The sequence below is a fragment of the Janthinobacterium sp. FT14W genome (genome assembly GCF_009208755.1).
Lineage (GTDB): Bacteria > Pseudomonadota > Gammaproteobacteria > Burkholderiales > Burkholderiaceae_D > Janthinobacterium > Janthinobacterium violaceinigrum.
Window position 1 is genome coordinate 26,273 of record NZ_WFLL01000029.1, and the last position, 18,189, is coordinate 44,461.

The 18,189-nt window shown below is 61.8% G+C and carries 17 protein-coding genes and 1 other RNA gene; 11 read left to right on the forward strand and 7 right to left on the reverse strand.

The features are described from left to right. Window positions 1-6 precede the first annotated feature (6 nt). Window positions 7-249 carry a hypothetical protein gene (locus GCN74_RS18870; protein ID WP_152258098.1) on the reverse strand — a complete coding sequence of 81 codons (243 nt, stop codon included), beginning with the start codon at window positions 247-249 and terminating at the stop codon, window positions 7-9. A gap of 3 nt (window positions 250-252) precedes the next feature. Next, complete coding sequence (locus GCN74_RS18875; protein ID WP_152258099.1) at window positions 253-1,044, reverse strand: hypothetical protein; 792 nt, start codon at window positions 1,042-1,044, stop codon at window positions 253-255. Between the two features lie 263 nt (window positions 1,045-1,307). Here GCN74_RS18875 and GCN74_RS18880 point away from each other — a divergent pair, with 263 nt between their 5' ends. The 4 genes from GCN74_RS18880 to GCN74_RS18895 all read left to right on the forward strand — a co-directional run bounded on the left by GCN74_RS18880 (window position 1,308) and on the right by GCN74_RS18895 (window position 4,451). Beyond that, window positions 1,308-1,550 carry a hypothetical protein gene (locus GCN74_RS18880; protein WP_152258100.1) on the forward strand — a complete coding sequence of 81 codons (243 nt, stop codon included), beginning with the start codon at window positions 1,308-1,310 and terminating at the stop codon, window positions 1,548-1,550. 401 nt (window positions 1,551-1,951) lie between these two features. Continuing rightward, on the forward strand, window positions 1,952-2,233 hold the full coding sequence (locus GCN74_RS18885; protein WP_152258101.1) for a hypothetical protein: 282 nt from the start codon (window positions 1,952-1,954) through the stop codon (window positions 2,231-2,233). 88 nt (window positions 2,234-2,321) lie between these two features. Then, window positions 2,322-3,923 carry a sensor domain-containing diguanylate cyclase gene (locus GCN74_RS18890; protein WP_152258102.1) on the forward strand — a complete coding sequence of 534 codons (1,602 nt, stop codon included), beginning with the start codon at window positions 2,322-2,324 and terminating at the stop codon, window positions 3,921-3,923. Between the two features lie 189 nt (window positions 3,924-4,112). Then, window positions 4,113-4,451 (forward strand): guanosine-3',5'-bis(diphosphate) 3'-pyrophosphohydrolase, encoded by a 339-nt coding sequence (locus GCN74_RS18895; RefSeq protein WP_226939116.1) that lies wholly within the window; start codon window positions 4,113-4,115, stop codon window positions 4,449-4,451. Between the two features lie 229 nt (window positions 4,452-4,680). Here GCN74_RS18895 and GCN74_RS18900 read toward each other — a convergent pair whose 3' ends face one another. The 5 genes from GCN74_RS18900 to ompA form a co-directional block, all read right to left on the reverse strand. Then, window positions 4,681-4,983, reverse strand: a complete 303-nt coding sequence (locus tag GCN74_RS18900) for an HNH endonuclease (RefSeq protein WP_152258103.1) — start codon at window positions 4,981-4,983, stop codon at window positions 4,681-4,683. Window positions 4,984-5,497: 514 nt separating this feature from the next. Beyond that, window positions 5,498-5,858: a transfer-messenger RNA gene (gene ssrA / locus GCN74_RS18905) on the reverse strand. An 83-nt stretch (window positions 5,859-5,941) separates the two neighbouring features. Continuing rightward, the gene (locus tag GCN74_RS18910; protein WP_152258104.1) at window positions 5,942-6,646 is read right to left on the reverse strand and encodes an HAD family hydrolase; all 705 of its coding nucleotides are present in this window, start codon (window positions 6,644-6,646) and stop codon (window positions 5,942-5,944) included. A 68-nt stretch (window positions 6,647-6,714) separates the two neighbouring features. Further along, window positions 6,715-7,410, reverse strand: coding sequence for a bifunctional 2-polyprenyl-6-hydroxyphenol methylase/3-demethylubiquinol 3-O-methyltransferase UbiG (gene ubiG, locus GCN74_RS18915; RefSeq protein WP_152258105.1), 696 nt, complete (start codon window positions 7,408-7,410; stop codon window positions 6,715-6,717). Window positions 7,411-7,544: 134 nt separating this feature from the next. After that, on the reverse strand, window positions 7,545-8,255 hold the full coding sequence (ompA, locus tag GCN74_RS18920; RefSeq protein ID WP_152258106.1) for an outer membrane protein OmpA: 711 nt from the start codon (window positions 8,253-8,255) through the stop codon (window positions 7,545-7,547). Between the two features lie 654 nt (window positions 8,256-8,909). Here ompA and gyrA point away from each other — a divergent pair. From gyrA to aroA, 7 genes are all read left to right on the forward strand, one after another. Continuing rightward, window positions 8,910-11,588, forward strand: a complete 2,679-nt coding sequence (gene gyrA / locus GCN74_RS18925) for a DNA gyrase subunit A (protein ID WP_152258107.1) — start codon at window positions 8,910-8,912, stop codon at window positions 11,586-11,588. 105 nt (window positions 11,589-11,693) lie between these two features. Then, on the forward strand, window positions 11,694-12,278 hold the full coding sequence (locus tag GCN74_RS18930; RefSeq protein ID WP_152258108.1) for a DUF2059 domain-containing protein: 585 nt from the start codon (window positions 11,694-11,696) through the stop codon (window positions 12,276-12,278). Between the two features lie 26 nt (window positions 12,279-12,304). Then, window positions 12,305-13,396, forward strand: coding sequence for a 3-phosphoserine/phosphohydroxythreonine transaminase (gene serC / locus GCN74_RS18935; protein ID WP_152258109.1), 1,092 nt, complete (start codon window positions 12,305-12,307; stop codon window positions 13,394-13,396). 180 nt (window positions 13,397-13,576) lie between these two features. Continuing rightward, window positions 13,577-14,647, forward strand: a complete 1,071-nt coding sequence (gene pheA, locus GCN74_RS18940; RefSeq protein WP_152258110.1) for a prephenate dehydratase — start codon at window positions 13,577-13,579, stop codon at window positions 14,645-14,647. Between the two features lie 128 nt (window positions 14,648-14,775). Continuing rightward, window positions 14,776-15,882 (forward strand): histidinol-phosphate transaminase, encoded by a 1,107-nt coding sequence (gene hisC / locus GCN74_RS18945; RefSeq protein WP_152258111.1) that lies wholly within the window; start codon window positions 14,776-14,778, stop codon window positions 15,880-15,882. Window positions 15,883-15,886: 4 nt separating this feature from the next. Next, window positions 15,887-16,792, forward strand: a complete 906-nt coding sequence (locus GCN74_RS18950; RefSeq protein WP_152258112.1) for a prephenate dehydrogenase — start codon at window positions 15,887-15,889, stop codon at window positions 16,790-16,792. A 15-nt stretch (window positions 16,793-16,807) separates the two neighbouring features. Beyond that, the gene (gene aroA, locus GCN74_RS18955) at window positions 16,808-18,163 is read left to right on the forward strand and encodes a 3-phosphoshikimate 1-carboxyvinyltransferase (RefSeq protein WP_152258113.1); all 1,356 of its coding nucleotides are present in this window, start codon (window positions 16,808-16,810) and stop codon (window positions 18,161-18,163) included. Window positions 18,164-18,189 lie beyond the last annotated feature (26 nt).

Below are 18,189 nucleotides of genomic sequence, written 5' to 3' on the forward strand. Positions count from 1 at the left end.
CTCACCTCAGGCCGCCACCACGACCAGGTCGGGGAAGTCGTCCTGCCAACCGCCCCATTCGTCTTGCAGGTGGGCGTGCATGCCGGCGCGCTCTTGCGCCTGCTCAAACGTGTCCGCGCTGGCCAGCAGAAAATGGGCGATGGCGCGCAGGGTGGCCGGGTCGGCCTGTATCGTCACGTCGGAGCAGGGCAGCGCTTGCTCGGACGGCGTATCTTGCAAGTAGCAATGCAGGGAAAGGTGCGTGTTCATGGGTCAATTGTTGACGTACGCGCCCAGCATGGCGTGCGCGTTCAGCGCGGCGCGGGCGGCGTCCAGTTCTTCGGCAGGCAGGTACCAGAAGGTCAAGCCGGCATGGTCTTCACAGTGGCCATACGCGTGCATCGCGTCGCGCAGCGCTTGCCGGCGCTCGGGCGGCAGCGCATCGAGTCTGGCTTGCGTGAAACCATTGATGGGATATACATCGCGCAGGTGCGAATCTTGCAGCCCGCGCCGCTTGATGGCGGACCAGTTATTTGCGGGGCAAGGAATGCCAAAGGTCATCGGATGGGCCTCATCGAGCTGCCGGTAGCCGAGTGCGTAGCCGGTGCCATAGCCCTGCGTTTCAGCGTAGCAGTACACATATTCGCAATGCTCGAACAGGCCGGGTATGGCCTGCGCAGCGTCGAACAACGGCGCCAGCGCAAGCTTGCTGGCGCGTATGGACAGAATCAGCGACGAGTCCGATGAGTACATGGCATGCGCGTCGCAGTTGACAGCCTCGTAGGCTTCGTCGGGCGGCACGAGACGGGGCGAAAGCAGTCCGATGCTGTTGGTCTCTGGCGCGAACAGCATCTTCTCGTAATTTCGCTGTGAGTACTTGACGATCTTGCCGCGCTTGTTGCCGTAGCGCTCGACGGGTTCGCCGATGTGTGCGAACCAGGCGAACAGCTGGGCGCTGGCCGCGGCGGCAATGAAGGGGGTATTTTTCTTGAATTCACCTACCAGAAAGTGATATTGATCCATGTGTCGCCAAAGTGAATGGGTAGCGCGCATGATGCCACGCACGGAATCCTGTGGCTAGCGCGCACGCGAGGAATCGTGCTGGCCACGCTGCAAGGTGGACGTGCTGCAAGCGATGCGGGACGGCAGGGCAGGAAAAATGCACGACAGGACGGCGCAATGGCCGGCTTGAAGCGTATGATGGAAGCACGGATGTGGTTGCCGCAAGGCAGTGCGACCGGCATGGCATGCCGCGCCGGCTGGACGTCTTGCCGGATTCTTTCGTGGTTTTGGCAGCACTTTGGCAGCAGCAACGACGAGGAGACATCATGGACAAACCCGAATTCATCCTGGCCGCCAAGGCCATGGAAACCCTTGAGATGTATCAGACGTTTTACGGCAACTCCAGCGAGTACCAGGCGCACCAGCAGGAAGTCTTGAAGCTGCTGCGCCACAAGGGCGCCTCCCTGCTGGTGTCCGAACATGGCCCGGCCAAGTTCTTGCTGGCATTTGCCGATGCGCTGGAAGCGGCGGGCTTGCCGGGCGAGTATGTGCCGTTGAGCCGGCGGTAGGGATGCCGAGGCTGGCGCCGTTTGACGGCGCCAGAGAACGGCGACCTGACAAATCGCACCCGCAATGCTTTTTCCGCTGCGCAGGTTAATGCCGAGGTGGCACGCGTACCCGTCTCGATCGAGGGTGCAGGCGATATTTTCCTTGATGCGCTCACGGTAGCCTTTATCCAGGCTGCAGCGGTCTTTCGAATCGGGAGCCATGGACTCAAACATGTCCTTGGCAACGGCACCTGTGACCATGAAAGAAATCTTGCGGTCATGCGCTGCAGGAGGCTGTAGCTCGTCCAAGGCATTCGAATAGATCAGATAAGTACCGTTGAGTGGCCGGTATTCGCCCCAATTGCTGTTGCCACCGGCATAAGCCAGTGAAACGATGGTAAGGGCGCTCAAGGCCATGGCCCATGGTGTTTTCGTATCAGGCGCTCAGTTCCAGGCTTATGGTGCCGATCCAAAATTTTCTACTACCGGCCGCTCGCCATTCGCGCTCTACGTACAGGAGCGCCATCATCATGTTGGGGGCGCTGGCATTGTTTCGCATTCCGTTCCGTCTGGAATTGCGGTATCGCAAACAATTGCAAACTGCAGCCGGGCTTGCCGATGCCATGGCGGGGCAGGAGCGCCGCATGCTCGTCAGCGTAGCGGGAAGCAGCGGCGTTGCATGGGCGCGGGCAGTGCAAAGCTGATGTTTGCCTCTTGCTTGTGATGATGTGTGAGTTTTTTTGGCATCTGTTTGGTGCACACTTTGCCGGATATCAAACGGGGAGTTGATCTATGATCAGGTCGCTTAGCTTGCCGCTACGCTGGTCGGGAGCAGGTTTTCGTGGCTTTTCCTTGCTGCCGCTGGCCATCTCATTTGTCGTACTGGTTTGCCTGTCGCTGCTGGCGATCCAGTTATGGATGACGTTGCGGGCGCGGGAAGTGCAACTGAATGAGGCCGCGCGCGAAAGCTCCAATCTGGCGCACTCTGTTGCCCAGCATGCGTATGACACGATCAAAGAGGCGGATACGGTGCTGGTCGGCCTGGTGGAGCGCGTGGAAAATGACGGTGTCTCGGATACGCAACTGGCCCGTATCCATCAATTGCTGGTTACCCGCGTAGCCGAGTTGCCTCAGCTGCATGGCATCTTCATCTATGCCAAAGATGGCAGGTGGCTGGTGAATTCCCAGAAAGCGCTGTTGACCAATCTGAATAATTCCGATCGGGATTATTTCATTTACCACCGAACGCATGATGATCGGGGGCCCTATATCGGGCCTCCCGTGCGCAGCAAGTCAACGGGAGACTGGATCGTTACCGTATCGCGGCGGATCAATTTGCCCGATGGAAGTTTCGGCGGCGTGGCACTGGCAACCATCAACATGAATTATTTCAGGCTGTTTTATGAGCGTTTTTCGATAGGCAAGCACGGCGCCATTTTCATTGCGAGTGGTAACGGGATTTTGTTATTGCGCCGGCCGTTCGATGAGAGCTTGCTGGGACGCGATATTTCCATGTTTCCGGTGTTTCATGACTACTTGTCGAAGAGTCCGGTTGGCACCGCCATGATCAAGTCGGGCGTCGACGGGGTGACGCGCATCAACAGCTATCGCAGAATCAAGGAATACCCCTTGGTCGTGTCTGCCGCATTCTCGCAGGATGAAGTGCTGGCCGAATGGCGTCTTGACGCGGTCTTGCAAAATGCGGTGGGCGGGGTACTGGTGCTGTTGCTTGCCTTGATAGGCTATCGCGTGGTGCGGCAAATCGGTTTGCGGGTGAAGAGCGAGGCAGGATTGCTGGAGGCACGCAACGAGCTGGAGTTGATCAATGAAACCCTGGCCCGTCTGGCCAACCAGGATGGGCTGACCGGGCTGGCGAACCGGCGCCATTTCGACCAGTCGCTGCTTGCCGAGTTCAGCCGGGCCCAGCGTGAAAAATGTGCGTTGGCACTGGTCTTGATCGATGTCGATTTTTTTAAACAATACAACGATATTTACGGACATGTGGCCGGTGACGAGTGCCTGAGAAAAATTGGCAAAGTGGTGGCCTACAGCATGCGCCGGCCGGGAGACCTTGCCGCGCGCTATGGCGGCGAGGAAATGGTCATTTTATTGCCCGCTACGGAGCTTGCCGGTGCGCTGGCGGTGGCGGAAGGGGTGCGTGATGCCGTGCAATCGCTGGGTGTCGAGCATCGAGGCAATCCTCTTGGCGTGGTGACGGCCAGTGTGGGCGTGGCGGCCTTCATGCCGGTGCATCTGGAGAACCAGGCCGTTGAACTGGTTGAACTTGCTGATACGGCCCTGTACAAGGCCAAGGCATCTGGGCGCAATAAGGTCTGCTCCGAGTCTCCGTGCGAGAGTGTTCGGCAGGCTGCGGGTGTTTATGCGTTCCGATAGGCATGCTGGAATGCCGGCGGGACGGCATCCGGCTTGCCCTGCGCAGCGGGGGCGCCAATCAAGGTGGAGTGAACATGACTGAACACGCAAGATGCGCCACCCTGGAGCGCGCGATAGCCATCGCCGCAGCCGTCCATGCGGGCCAGACGGACAAGGGCGGCGCCGTACATACGCCACCCCTTGCGCGTCATGCGGCGCGTCGCCCCCGGCGCTCAGCAGATTGTCGCCGTATTGCATGATGTGGAGGAGGACAGCGCTGGAAAAGTCACTTTCGACGACCTGGCGCGCGAAAGATTCTCAACTGAAGTAATCGATGGCGTGCGCCCCGTGACCAAGATTGACGGCGAGTCGTACGAGGCGTTCCCCACCCGCGCGGCGTTGAATCCGGTCGGCAAGGCGGTCAAGCTGGCTGATCTGGCTGAAAATAGCGACTTGTCGAGAATGGCGGAGCCGACGCAGACGGATTTGGCGCGGCTGGAGAAGTATTGGAGGGCAATCGGGTATTTAAGGGGGGAAGTGATCTTTTGACTTCAAAGTGGTGCGGCGCGTCCCTGTGCTGGGGCAGTGCCATAGCTTCAATTCGGTCGATGTCGTCGTTAGAAAAAACGCCCGCGGCGCAAAATTTGCTTGTCGCGCAATTTGACGGATGAGGAAATTCTATCTGCCGCGACCCTGTCTCGATAGCCTGCTCTGGAGCGGAAGCGGACGGAGCCGATTGGCGCTCTGAATCGCCTCCAGTAGCTTGAGACCGCGATTCTCAGCGCGGGAATTTATACCGTACCAGCAGCGAAGGTCCTTTGCCGCCTGGGGGAGTCAGCAGTATCTCGTCACCCGGCTGCATCTCCTCATACATCACCGTGCAACAGGTCGGCATCGAGTGGCCGCGCGCGGGATAAATGCCTACGTCAGTGTGCAGGGCCGCAGCGCGTACGTCCACGCTGGTCTTGCCGGCCTTTCCTTCTTCTTGCAGCAGCTTGCGCAGAGCGGTGACGAAGTCCCCTTTGCTGAGCCTGGCAGGTGCCTGGGTGGCTTGCGGGCGAGCGGTTGTGTCGTTTTTCATGGCAGTTTTCTTCAGTGTATACATTCCGCCACTATATCATTGGGCATTAATGTTGCAGTCAGCTAGGCGATGGGCGAGGGTCATGGGCGAGGGTCAGGTCTGCCATTCGGACACGCGATGGGCGAGGGTCAGGTCTGCCATTCGGACACGGCCTGAGCCGTTAACGTTGTCGTTAGGAAAAACCGCCTGCGGCGCAAGAGCTAGTCAGAAGAATCGGAGGGGGTTGCGCTTGCAAGCGATGGGCGAGGGTCAGGTCTGCCATTCGGACACGGCCTGAGCCGTTAACGTTGTCGTTAGGAAAAACCGCCTGCAGCGCAAGAGCTAGTCAGAAGAATCGGAGGGGGTTGCGCTTGCAAGCGCAACCCGGTTTTGCGGCGCCGAGCTGCGCTCGCCGCAGTCCCGCAAAACCCCCGCGTCCGTACCGGACGCGGATGCGCTGCCAGCGTTCTGCATGCACGGAACAAATAAAAAGGGCCTCCCCGTCGAAACGGGGAAGCCCTTTTTATTTGTTCGGTGGTGGAGACGGCGGGAATCGAACCCGCGTCCGCAAGCACTCCACAGACAGTTCTACATACTTAGCACTATCATTTAATTTAACTCAGCCAGCACGGATGTGCACGTTATGGGCAAGCGAGTTACCTATTATTTAGTCGGACGCTAAGTAACCCAGCATACGACGAGTCCCTGTAAATGACTCTAGAGCTTTTGACGGCCCACCCCAGGGACGAGGTGTTCTAGAGCTAACAGCGATTAAGCTGCCAGTGCGTACGAGTTATCGTTTGCAGTTAAGTTTTTTCAGGTTGTATTTACGAGGTAGCCCGCCCTCGGTATGCCCTGCGCTGCTTTGCAACCCACGTCGAAACCAGGTCGTCCCCACAGAACCTTCATTGTAGCGCAATCTTCACACTCTTGCATGATGCATTCGTAGGGCGGCGCGACAAGTGCGGCGCGTGCGGACTTACGCCGCCAGATGCCTGTCCTGCGCCGCCTTCACTACGCCTGTCACCAGCTCGAGCAAGGCTTGCGGCGTGTCCAGCAGGTGATCGGCGTTCCAGTGCTGCGGTTCGACGGCACCGCAGTAGCCCCAGGCGCAGGCCACCGTGCGCATGCCGGCGGCGCGGCCGGCCTGGATGTCGCGCAGGTCGTCGCCCACGTACCAGCAGTCCTGCGGCGCCAGGTCCAGGCGGCGCGCCGCTTCCAGCAGGGGAGCGGGGTGCGGTTTCGGGTGGGGCATGGTGTCGCCCGAGATCACGCAGCCGGCCGCGCCCAGGCCGATCTGGCCCACCAGCGGGTCGGTGAAGCGGGCGGCCTTGTTGGTGACCACGCCCCAGGCCAGGCCCAGCGCCTGCAGGCCGTCGAGCATGGCGGGGATGCCGTCGAACAAGCGGCTTTCCACGGCCAGCGCCGCTTCGTAATTGTTCAGGAAGCCGTCCTTCAGGGCTTCGTAGCCGCTTTCGCCCGGGGCGATGCCGTAGGACGCGCCTATCATGCCGCGCGCGCCGGCCGAGGCGGTGGGGCGCAGGATCTCATACGGGGTGGGCGCCAGGCCGGCGCGTGCGCGCAGCAGATTGATGGCCGCCGCCAGGTCGGGCGCGGTGTCGGCCAGGGTGCCGTCGAGGTCGAACAGGATGGCGCGCGGGGCTGGCAGAGGGGCTGTAATCATGGCGGGCAAAGTGTGTCAAGTAGGAATGAAAAATGGCGGCCGCAGCCGCCTTGTATTGTGCGTGATGGTTACAGCGGCCGGGTGCAGGCCACCAGATAATTGACGCTGGTATCGCTATTAAGTGAGTAAATCTTGGTCAGCGGATTGTAGCCCATGCCGCGCATGCTGTTGACGTCCAGGCCGGCGCTGCGCACGTATTGCGACAGTTCGGCGGGAGTGATGAACTTGTCATAGTCGTGCGTGCCTTTCGGCAGCAGGCGCAGCAGGTATTCGGCGCCCAGAATGGCGAACAGATACGCTTTCGGGTTGCGGTTCAGGGTCGACAGGAAGACGTGGCCGCCCGGTTTCACCAGCGCGGCGCAGGCTTGCACGATGGCGGCGGGGTCCGGCACGTGCTCGAGCATTTCCATGCAGGTCACGACGTCGTATTGGCCAGCCTCTTCCTCGGCCATGGCTTCGGCGGCGATCAGCTTGTAGCGCACCTTGGCGCCCGATTCCAGGCTATGCAGGTCGGCCACTTTCAGGGCCTTGTCGGACAGGTCGATGCCCGTCACGTCGGCGCCCTTGCGGGCCATCGATTCGGCCAGGATGCCGCCGCCGCAGCCGATGTCGATCACGCGCTTGCCGGCCAGCGGCACTTTCGCGTTGATCCATTCCAGGCGCAGGGGGTTAATTTCGTGCAGGGGACGAAACTCGGAAGTGGGGTCCCACCAGCGGTGGGCCAGCTCACTGAATTTTTGGATTTCAAGAGGGTCGGCGTTCATAGGTCGAATAATAGCGGCAATTTTACAATTGGGCAGCAACGGACGAAAAAAAACCCCGCCGTGGCGGGGTTTTTTCATGCTGGCCTTGACTTGCGCGATGACTTGCGGCAAGTCGCAGGTTAGCGGTTCAGCGATTACTTGTTGCGGGTACCAACAACTTCGATTTCCACGCGACGGTTTTTCGCACGGCCTTCGGCAGTTTTGTTGTCAGCAACAGGTTGTTTCTCGCCTTTGCCTTCGGTGTACACGCGGTTGCTTTCAACGCCTTTGGAGACCAGGTAGGCTTTGACAGCATCAGCACGACGTACCGACAGTTTTTGGTTGTAAGCATCGGTGCCGACGGAGTCGGTGTGACCCACGGCGATGATGACTTCCAGGTTGATGCCGCCCAGTTGTGCGGACAGCTCGTCCAGCTTGGCTTTGCCTTCTGGCTTCAGCGTAGCTTTGTCGAAATCGAAGAATGCATCAGCAGCGAAGCTGACTTTTTCCGAGGTAGGAGCAACGACGACTGGCACTGGAGCAACAACGACTGGTGCCGGTGCTGGTACGACTGGTGCTGGCGGTGCTACGCATTTGCCGTCTTGCAGGGTTTCTGGCTCTACGCACAGTGGCACGTCGCAACCTGGCACCGCGTCAGCAGGTGTCCAGTAGCCGGTACGCCAGCACAGACCGAATGGGTCACGCACGATGACGCCGCGAGCATCTTGCACGTAAGCGCTTTTTGGGCTTGGTGCCTTGATGTCAGTGGTAACTGGCGCGAACGGTGGGGAGGTTGGGGTTTGGGCCGAAGCCGAGCCAGCAATCACTGCGGATGCAGCGAAAAACAGCGTTACAAATTTATTCATTCTTTTTTCCTTTCGGGGGGTGATATCCGCAGAACAACACTGCGCTACTGGTGCTACGTGCCAAGATTTTATCATGTAGACCATATGCGCTCGTTTCAGATTGCGAAACTAGCAATTAACTTCCCAGTCATTTTGCCACACGCATCAGGGGCGCACGACCGTGGTTAAATCAAAGCTTGCCCGATTTTAGACCGTGCGTTGTTTTTGCGCAACGAAAATGCCCATTTGTAACGCGGCTGTAACAATTGATCGCTTTTTTTGCCTCTTTTCAGGGCAGGTGTCTTGAACTGGTATTGCCATTGTGCATTATCGGCAGGCTGGTGTGCACGCCCACGGTGCAAACTGACAATATTGTCGGCATGGCCAATTTATACAGGGAGCTGGGCGCGCATGCTAAAATCGTGCGCTTGACTGTTAAGAGTGTCGGGCAAATGCCCACGGCGGCACGGCATGGCCAGGACGTACCCCTGCGGTACGCGTACTGGCCGTACCGCCAGCCCGCCGATTTGCAGGCACTCTGCGACATGGAGGCCGGGCCGCGCCAGCAGCGCGCGGCGCGGCGTCCACGACGACAGCCGCCTAGGATATGCAGTATTGCGTCATACATTGCGTAACAGATAAGTTAACCACAGCCTGAGATCAGTCGAACCGCCAATGGATCAATTCGCAAAAGAAACAATTCCTATTTCCCTCGAAGAAGAGATGCGCAAGAGCTACCTCGATTACGCCATGAGCGTGATCGTCGGTCGCGCCTTGCCCGATGCGCGTGATGGCTTGAAGCCAGTACACCGCCGCGTCTTGTTCGCGATGCATGAAATGAATAACGTGTGGAACCGCCCTTACGTCAAGTGCGCCCGCGTGGTCGGCGAAACCATGGGTAAATACCATCCCCACGGCGATGCCTCGATCTACGACACCTTGGTGCGCATGGCGCAAGATTTTTCGCTGCGCTACATGCTCGTCGATGGCCAGGGCAACTTCGGTTCCGTCGACGGCGATGGCGCCGCGGCGATGCGTTACACCGAGTGCCGCCTGGACAAGATCGCCAGCGAGCTGCTGGCCGATATCGACAAGGATACCGTCGACTTCCAGCCCAACTACGATGGCAAGGAAAAGGAACCGACGGTCTTGCCGACGCGTATCCCGAACCTGCTGATCAACGGCTCGTCCGGTATCGCCGTCGGCATGGCGACGAACATTCCGCCACACAACATCACGGAAGTCATCGACGGCGCGCTGCACGTGCTGCGCAACCCCGATTGCACGATCGATGAATTGATCGAGCTGATCCCGGCGCCCGATTTCCCGACGGCCGGCATCATCTATGGCGTGTCCGGCGTGCGCGACGGCTATCGTACGGGCCGCGGCCGCGTCGTCATGCGCGCCAAGACCCACTTCGAAGAGTACGGCAAGGATGGCGGCCGCATCGCCATCATCGTCGACGAGCTGCCATTCCAGGTCAACAAGAAATCCTTGCTGGAACGCATCGCCGAAAACGTGCGCGACAAGAAGCTCGACGGCATTTCCGACATCCGCGACGAATCCGACAAGTCGGGCATGCGCGTGGTGATCGAGCTGAAACGGGGCGAAGTGCCGGAAGTGGTGCTCAACAACTTGTACAAGCAGACCCAGTTGCAGGACACTTTCGGCATGAACATGGTGGCCCTGGTCGACGGCCAGCCGAAGCTGCTGAACCTCAAGCAGATGCTGCAATGCTTCCTGTCGCACCGCCGCGAAGTGGTCACGCGCCGCACCGTGTTCGAACTGCGCAAGGCGCGCGAACGCGGTCACGTACTGGAAGGCCTGGCAGTCGCGCTGGCCAACATCGATGACTTCATCGCCATCATCAAGGCCGCGCCGACGCCGCCGATCGCCAAGGTCGAGCTGATGGCCAAGGCCTGGGATTCGTCCGTCGTGCGCGAAATGCTGGCCCGCACGGGCGACGGCACGACGCCGGGCGGCGTGGACGCCTACCGTCCGGAAAACCTGCCGAAGCACTACGGCATGCAGATGGATGGCCTGTACAAGCTGTCGGACGACCAGGCGCAGGAAATTCTGCAGATGCGCCTGCAGCGCCTAACCGGCCTGGAACAGGACAAGATCGTCAACGAGTACAAGGACGTTATGGCACATATCGCCGACCTGCTCGACATCCTGGCCAAGCCGGAACGCGTCACCGTCATCATCACCGATGAAATGACGGCGGCGAAGAACGAATACGGCGCCGGCAACAAGGATGTGCGCCGCTCGCAGATCGAACTCAATGCCACCGACCTGGAAACGGAAGACCTGATCACGCCGCAGGACATGGTCGTGACCCTGTCGCACACCGGCTACATGAAGGCGCAGCCGATCACCGAATACCGCGCGCAGAAGCGCGGCGGCCGCGGCAAGCAGGCGATGGCGACGAAAGAGGAAGACTGGATCGACCAGCTGTTCATCGCCAACACGCACGACTACATCCTGTGCTTCTCGGATCGCGGCCGCATGTACTGGCTGAAGGTGTGGGAAGTGCCGCAAGGCTCGCGCAATTCGCGCGGCAAGCCGATCGTCAACATGTTCCCGCTGCAGGACAACGAAAAGATCACCGTGATCCTGCCGCTGTCGGGCGAGAACCGCACCTTCCCGGAAGACCATTACGTGTTCATGTCGACCAGCCTCGGTACCGTCAAGAAGACGCCGCTGAAGGACTTCAGCAATCCACGCAAAGCCGGCATCATCGCGGTCGACCTGGACGACGGCGACTTCCTGATCGGCGCGGCGCTGACCGATGGCCAGCACGACGTGATGCTGTTCTCCGATTCGGGCAAGGCAGTGCGCTTCGACGAAAACGACGTGCGTCCGATGGGCCGCACGGCGCGCGGCGTGCGCGGCATGAACCTGGAAGAAGGCCAGCACGTGATCGCCTTGCTGGTGGCCGAGAACGAGCAGCAGTCGGTGCTGACGGCCACGGAAAACGGCTACGGCAAGCGTACGCCGATCACCGAGTACACGCGCCATGGCCGCGGCACGAAAGGCATGATCGCCATCCAGACCAGCGAGCGCAACGGTAAGGTGGTTGCCGCGACCCTGGTCGATACCAGCGATGAAATCATGCTGATCACCACCGGTGGCGTGCTGATCCGCACCCGCGTGTCGGAAATCCGCGAGATGGGCCGCGCGACGCAGGGCGTGACCCTGATCGCCGTGGAAGACGGCACCAAGCTGTCCGGCCTGCAGCGCGTGGTGGAGACGGATATCGACGAAGTCGAGCTGACGACGGAGGCGGGCGCGGATGCCGCGCCGGCGGCGGCTGAACCAGCCGATCCTGTCGACCCGGCGCAGCCGGAGTAAGATGATTGGGGCTCTTTCGGGAGCCCCAATTGCTATTGGCGCGCCAGTTGCGGCGCCAGCCTGCGTTTTTCAGATGTTCCCCGCTTTTGTAAAGTCCCGCATGCCATGAGAAAAATCGTCGCCACCTTCTTCGCCGCGTTTTCGCTGGCCTTCCTTGCGACCCTGCCGGCCCTGGCCCAGAACGCGCAAGCCACGCCCGCCCGCCAGGCCGCGCCCAGCCCCGCCATGAAAGTGGCCGTGCGGCGCATGCTCGAGGCGATGCAATTCCCGCAGCTCACGCGCAGCATCTTCGACCAGATGCTGCAATCGGTGCCCGCCATGATCCGCCAGTCGGCGCAGCAGCAGATCAGCAGCAACCCGAACCTGGACGAGCAGCGCAAGGCGCGCGCGCTGGCCAGCGCCGAGGAAGAAATCCCCGTCGCCATCGCCACCCTGACGCAGGTGCTGGCAGACCCGACCCTGATCGACGAACTGGCCGCCGAAATGGTGCCCCTGTACGCGCGCTTTTACACGGTGCCCGAAGTCGAGCAGCTGACGACCTTCTACAAGACGCCGCTGGGGCGCAAGATGCTGGCGACCATGCCGCAGCTGTCGGCCGAGTCGATGGCCATCAGCCAGCGCGTGCTGATCCCGCGCGTGAATGCCGTGCTTGACCAGGTCATGCGGGCGGCCACGCAGTCGCCCCAATAATTCCCATTTTTGCCAAGGATAGCCTCGTGACCCATATCTATAACTTCTCCGCCGGACCGGCCGTACTGCCCAAGGAAGTGCTGGCGCAAGCGGCCGCGGAAATGCAGGACTGGCATGGCAGCGGCATGTCGGTGATGGAAATGAGCCACCGTGGTCCTGAATTCATCTCCATCTACCAGCAGGCAGTGGCCGACCTGCGCGAGCTGCTGGCCGTGCCCGCCAACTACAAGATCCTGTTCCTGCAGGGCGGCGGCCTGGGCGAGAACGCCATCATTCCCATGAACCTGGCGGGCCTGGCCGCGCAGCAGCCGGCCACCGTGGACTTCGTGCATACGGGCTCCTGGTCCGGCAAGTCGATCCAGGAAGCGGCCAAGTATGCCAGCGTCAACGTGGCCGCGTCGTCCAGGGCGGCCCGTTTCACGGGCGTGCCGCCGGTCGCCGAATGGAAGCTGACGCCGGGCGCCGCCTACCTGCACATCTGCACCAATGAAACCATCGACGGCGTGGAATTCCAGCAGGCGCCGGAGGTGCCGGCAGGCACGACCATCGTGGCCGACATGTCCTCGCACATTTTGTCGCGCGTCATTGATGTGTCGCAATACGGCGTGATCTTTGGCGGCGCGCAGAAAAACATCGGCCCGGCCGGCCTGACGGTCGTCATCGTGCGCGAAGACTTGCTGGGCAAGGCGCTGCCGATCTGCCCGTCCGCTTTCGACTGGACCATCGTGGCCGAACATGAGTCGATGTACAACACGCCGCCCACCTACGGCATCTATATCGCCGGCCTGGTTTTCCAGTGGCTGAAACGGCAAGGTGGCGTTGCAGCCATGGAACAGCGTAATATTGAGAAAGCGGCGCTGCTGTACGCGGCGCTCGATGCGGACGACTTTTACCAGAACCGGGTCGAACCGGCCTACCGCTCGCGCATGACCATCCCGTTCTATCTGCGCGACGAAAGTCTGAACGACGCATTCCTGGCCGGCGCCAAGCAGCGCGGCCTGCTGCAACTGAAGGGCCACAAGTCCGTCGGCGGCATGCGTGCATCGATTTATAACGCGATGCCGATCGAAGGCGTGCAAGCCTTAGTGAATTATCTGAACGAGTTTGCCGGACGCTAGAATGCCTGCCAAAAAGTCCAGGGCGTTGTTGCATTGCCTTGTCGTACATTCGTACTGTCAGCGGCAACGCGCCTAGCCCTGATCATTTTGTCCGGCATTCTCATGAGTAAGCGCGCCGGCCCGCCGCCGGCGCAGGCCGCGCGGCCATGATTGAAGTACAGCTGACGAAACAAACCAACCATGACCGATAAATTGAAACCGCTGCGCGAACAGATCGATGCGATCGACGCGCAAATCCTCGACCTGCTGAACCGCCGCGCGCAAATCGCCCAGCAAGTGGGCCACGTGAAAGCCGAGACGCAGGCGCCCGTGTTCCGTCCCGAACGCGAGGCGCAGGTGCTGCGCGGCGTGGCCGAGCGCAATCCCGGCCCCATGGGCGACCGCGAAGTGCAGACCATCTTCCGCGAAATCATGTCGTCCTGCCGCTCGCTGGAAAAGAGGGTCACCGTCGCCTATCTGGGCCCGGCCGGCACCTTCAGCGAGCAGGCCGTGTACCAGCAGTTCGGCAGCGCCGTCGAAGGCTTGCCGTGCGCGTCCATCGATGAAGTGTTCCGCTCCGCCGAAGCGGGGACGGCCGATTTCGGCGTGGTGCCGATCGAGAATTCCTCGGAAGGCGCCGTCAACCGCACGCTCGATATGATGCTGCAGACCAGTCTCATCATCAGCGGCGAAGTGGCCATCGCCGTGCACCACAGCCTGATGACGAAGAGCGGCAACATGGATGGCGTCACGTCCATCTGCGCCCATTCGCAGGCGCTGGCCCAGTGCCAGGTCTGGCTGAACCAGAACTACCCGCACATCGAGCGCCGCGCCGTGGCGTCGAATGCCGAGGCGGCCCGCCTGGCCGGCGAAGACGGCACGGTGGCGGCGATTGCCAGCGAACTGGCGGGCGCGCAGTACAAGCTGGGCGTGGTCAAGGGCCATATCCAGGACGACCCGCACAACCGCACGCGCTTTGCCGTCGTGGGGACCTTGCAGACGGCGCCGTCGGGCAAGGACCAGACCTCGCTGGTGCTGGCCGTGCCGAACAAGGCGGGCGCCGTGTACCAGCTGCTCGCGCCGCTGGCGAAACACGGCGTGTCGATGACGCGCTTCGAGTCGCGTCCGGCGCGCATGGGCAGCTGGGAGTATTATTTCTATGTCGATGTGGAAGGTCACGTGCACGATGCAGCCGTCGCCCAGGCGCTGGCCGAGTTGCAGGGCAACGCGGCGTTTTTCAAGGTGCTGGGGTCGTATCCTGTCAGTCTGTGACGTCGACGGTGGTGTCGGATTACGGCCTGCGGCCTGATCCGGCCTACAATAAGCCGTAGTTTGGGTTCGCGCAGCGTAACCCGACAACAGCCACCAGCCTAATCATTCACCAACTTTTAAAGAACACCATGTCTAAAAATATCGGTCCAGAATACGTCCGCGCCATCGCCCCTTACCAGAGCGGCAAACCGATCGCGGAAGTCGCGCGCGAATTCGGCCTCGACGAGGCAGCCATCGTCAAGCTGGCGTCGAATGAAAACCCGTACGGCATGCCGGAATCGGCCAAGCAGGCGATGATCGCCGCCATCGATGACCTGGGCCGCTACCCGGACGCCAACGGCTTCGACCTGAAAGCCGTGCTGTCGAAGCGCTATGACGTGCCGGCCGACTGGATCACCCTGGGCAACGGCAGCAACGACATCCTGGAAATCGCCGCGCACGCGTTTGTCGAACACGGCCAGTCCGTGGTGTATTCGCAGTACTCGTTTGCCGTGTACGCGCTGGCCACGCAAGGCCTGGGCGCGCGCCACATCGTCGTGCCGGCGCAAGCCTATGGCCATGACCTGGACGCGATGGCGGCGGCAATTGCCGACGACACGCGCCTGGTCTTCATCGCCAATCCGAACAACCCGACCGGCACCTTCCTGACGGCGGCGCAGCTGGAAGCGTTCCTGCAGAAAGTGCCGCAGCACGTGGTGGTGGTGCTGGACGAAGCCTACAACGAGTTCCTGTCGGTCGACGACCAGTACGAATCGACGGCCTGGGTGCGCCAGTATCCGAACCTGGTGGTCTCGCGCACCCTGTCGAAGGCCTACGGCCTGGCCGGCCTGCGCGTCGGCTTTGCCATCGCCCAGCCGGCGTTGACGGACCTGATGAACCGCATCCGCCAGCCGTTCAATGTGAACTCGCTGGCGCAGGCAGCAGCGATCGCGGCCCTGAACGACAAGGACTTCCTCGAGCAAAGCGCGCGCAACAACGCGGCCGGCTACCAGCAGTTCACGCAAGCGTTCACGCAACTGGGCCTGGAATACGTGCCGTCGCACGGCAATTTCGTGCTGGTGAAAGTGGGCGACGACGACGGCGCCGGCGCGCGCGTCAACCTGGCGCTGCTGAAACAGGGCGTGATCGTGCGCCCCGTGGGCAGCTATGGCTTGCCGCAATGGCTGCGCATCTCCATCGGCCTGCCGCAGGAAAACGCCATCTTCATCGCCGCGCTGACGAAAGCGCTGGCCTGACGATATGACGACGCCTGCACTGAAAAAAATCGTCATCTTCGGCGTAGGCCTGATCGGCGGCTCGTTCGCGCGCGCCTTGAAGCATGCTGGCGCGGTGCAAACCGTGGTCGGCATGGGCCGCTCGCCAGCGTCGATGGCGCGCGCGCTGGAGCTGGGCATCATCGACGAAATCGGCGGCGACATGGCCGCGGCGCTTGCGGGCGCCGACCTGGTGCTGCTGGCCGCGCCCGTGGCGCAGACGGGCGCCATCCTGGCGTCCATCGCGCCGCACCTGCAGCCGGCTACCATCGTCACCGATGCGGGCAGCACGAAAAGCGACGTGGTGGCGGCCGCGCGCGCGGCGCTCGGCGGCAAGGCGGGGCAGTTCGTGCCCGGCCACCCGATCGCGGGACGCGAGACGAATGGCCCCGATGCGGCCATCATCGACCTGTATCGGGGCAAGAAAGTGGTGCTCACGCCGCTGGCGGAAAATGGCGCGGCCGATGTGGCGCGGGTAGCGGCCGCGTGGCGTGCCTGCGGCGCCATCCTGCACACCTTGAGCCCCGAAGAACATGACAAGGTGTTTGCCGCCGTCAGCCATTTGCCGCACCTGCTGGCCTTTGCGCTGGTCGACGACATCGCCAGGAAGCCGCACGCGGGCCTGCTGTTCCAGTATGCGGCCAGCGGCTTTCGCGACTTTACGCGCATCGCCGGCTCGTCGCCGGAAATGTGGCGCGACATCAGCCTGGCCAACCAGCCGGCGCTGCTGCACGAACTGGATGCCTACCTGGCGCAGTTGACGGCCTTGCGTGCCCACCTGGCTGCGAACGACGGCGCCGCCATCGAGGGCGTGTATGCGAACGCCCAGCACGCGCGCCAGCAATGGATCGAGGCGATCGAAACGGCGGAAGCGCCCGCGCCCACACAATAATTGAAGGATTCCAGCATGACCCAGACCAAGCAATATCCCCACCATATCGACTTGACGCCCGTGATGCATGCCGAAGGCACGGTGCGCCTGCCCGGCTCGAAAAGCATTTCCAACCGCGTGCTGCTGCTGGCCGCGCTGGCCAAGGGCACGACGAAGATCATCGACCTGCTGGCCTCCGACGACACTTTCGTCATGCTCACGGCATTGACCTCGCTGGGCGTCAAATGGACGCAGGATGAATTGACGGGCGACCCGGCCACGGCGCACCAGGTGCACCACGTGGAAGGCTGCGGCGGCGTCTTCCCGCACCACGAGGCGGACCTGTTCATGGGCAATGCCGGCACGGCCATCCGTCCGCTGACGGCGGCGCTGGCCGTCATCGGCGGCGACTACACCCTGCACGGGGTGTCGCGCATGCACGAGCGTCCCATCGGCGACCTGGTTGACGCGCTGAACGCCGTCGGCACGCAGATCGAGTACACGGGCGAGCAGGGTTTCCCGCCGCTGCGCATCCGCCGCGGCCACATTGCAGCCCAGCGCATCGCCGTGCGCGGCAACGTGTCGAGCCAGTTCCTGACGGCCCTCCTGATGGTGGCGCCGCTGATGGCGCGCGGCCATGCCGTGACCATCGACGTCACGGGCGAGCTGATCTCGAAGCCGTACATCGAGATCACCCTGAACCTGATGCGCCGTTTCGGCGTGACGGTCGAACATGACGGCTGGCAGTCGTTCACCGTGCAGCCGGGCCAGCAGTACCAGAGCCCGGGCACCATCCACGTCGAGGGCGACGCTTCGTCGGCCTCCTACTTCCTGGCGGCCGGCGCCATCGGCGGCGGTCCCGTGCGCGTGGAAGGCGTGGGGCGCGACAGCATCCAGGGCGACGTGCGCTTCGTCGAAGCCTTGCAGCAGATGGGCGCGACCATCACCATGGGCGAAAACTGGATCGAAGCCCGCTCGAACGGCGTGCTGAAAGCCGTCGACATGGATTTCAACCACATCCCCGACGCGGCCATGACGATCGCCGTGGCCGCCCTGTATGCGGACGGCACTTCGACCCTGCGCAATATCGCCAGCTGGCGGGTCAAGGAAACGGACCGCCTGGCCGCCATGGCAACGGAGTTGCGCAAGCTGGGCGCGGAAGTGGACGAGGGCGCGGACTACCTGCGCGTGACGCCGCCGGCGCAGATTCTGGCTGCCACCATCGATACGTATGACGACCACCGCATGGCCATGTGCTTTTCGCTGGCCTCGCTGGATGGCGCGGCGCGGCGCGGCAATGAAATGCGCATCAACGACCCGAAATGCGTGGCCAAGACCTTCCCCGAGTATTTCGCCGCGTTTGCGGGGATTGCGAAGGACACCTTAATTTAATTGATACATAATAATTGATCCATAAC

Bases quoted from the DNA above. Each gene is read 5' to 3' on its own strand.
- GCN74_RS18870 (WP_152258098.1), bottom strand. From the start codon at position 249: ATGAACACGCACCTTTCCCTGCATTGCTACTTGCAAGATACGCCGTCC.
- GCN74_RS18880 (WP_152258100.1), top strand. From the start codon at position 1,308: ATGGACAAACCCGAATTCATCCTGGCCGCCAAGGCCATGGAAACCCTT.
- GCN74_RS18910 (WP_152258104.1), bottom strand. From the start codon at position 6,646: ATGATTACAGCCCCTCTGCCAGCCCCGCGCGCCATCCTGTTCGACCTC.
- GCN74_RS18890 (WP_152258102.1), top strand. From the start codon at position 2,322: ATGATCAGGTCGCTTAGCTTGCCGCTACGCTGGTCGGGAGCAGGTTTT.
- GCN74_RS18895 (WP_226939116.1), top strand. From the start codon at position 4,113: ATGCGGCGCGTCGCCCCCGGCGCTCAGCAGATTGTCGCCGTATTGCAT.
- gyrA (WP_152258107.1), top strand. From the start codon at position 8,910: ATGGATCAATTCGCAAAAGAAACAATTCCTATTTCCCTCGAAGAAGAG.
- GCN74_RS18885 (WP_152258101.1), top strand. From the start codon at position 1,952: ATGGTGTTTTCGTATCAGGCGCTCAGTTCCAGGCTTATGGTGCCGATC.
- hisC (WP_152258111.1), top strand. From the start codon at position 14,776: ATGTCTAAAAATATCGGTCCAGAATACGTCCGCGCCATCGCCCCTTAC.
- ubiG (WP_152258105.1), bottom strand. From the start codon at position 7,410: ATGAACGCCGACCCTCTTGAAATCCAAAAATTCAGTGAGCTGGCCCAC.
- GCN74_RS18930 (WP_152258108.1), top strand. From the start codon at position 11,694: ATGAGAAAAATCGTCGCCACCTTCTTCGCCGCGTTTTCGCTGGCCTTC.
- ompA (WP_152258106.1), bottom strand. From the start codon at position 8,255: ATGAATAAATTTGTAACGCTGTTTTTCGCTGCATCCGCAGTGATTGCT.
- aroA (WP_152258113.1), top strand. From the start codon at position 16,808: ATGACCCAGACCAAGCAATATCCCCACCATATCGACTTGACGCCCGTG.
- GCN74_RS18950 (WP_152258112.1), top strand. From the start codon at position 15,887: ATGACGACGCCTGCACTGAAAAAAATCGTCATCTTCGGCGTAGGCCTG.
- pheA (WP_152258110.1), top strand. From the start codon at position 13,577: ATGACCGATAAATTGAAACCGCTGCGCGAACAGATCGATGCGATCGAC.
- GCN74_RS18900 (WP_152258103.1), bottom strand. From the start codon at position 4,983: ATGAAAAACGACACAACCGCTCGCCCGCAAGCCACCCAGGCACCTGCC.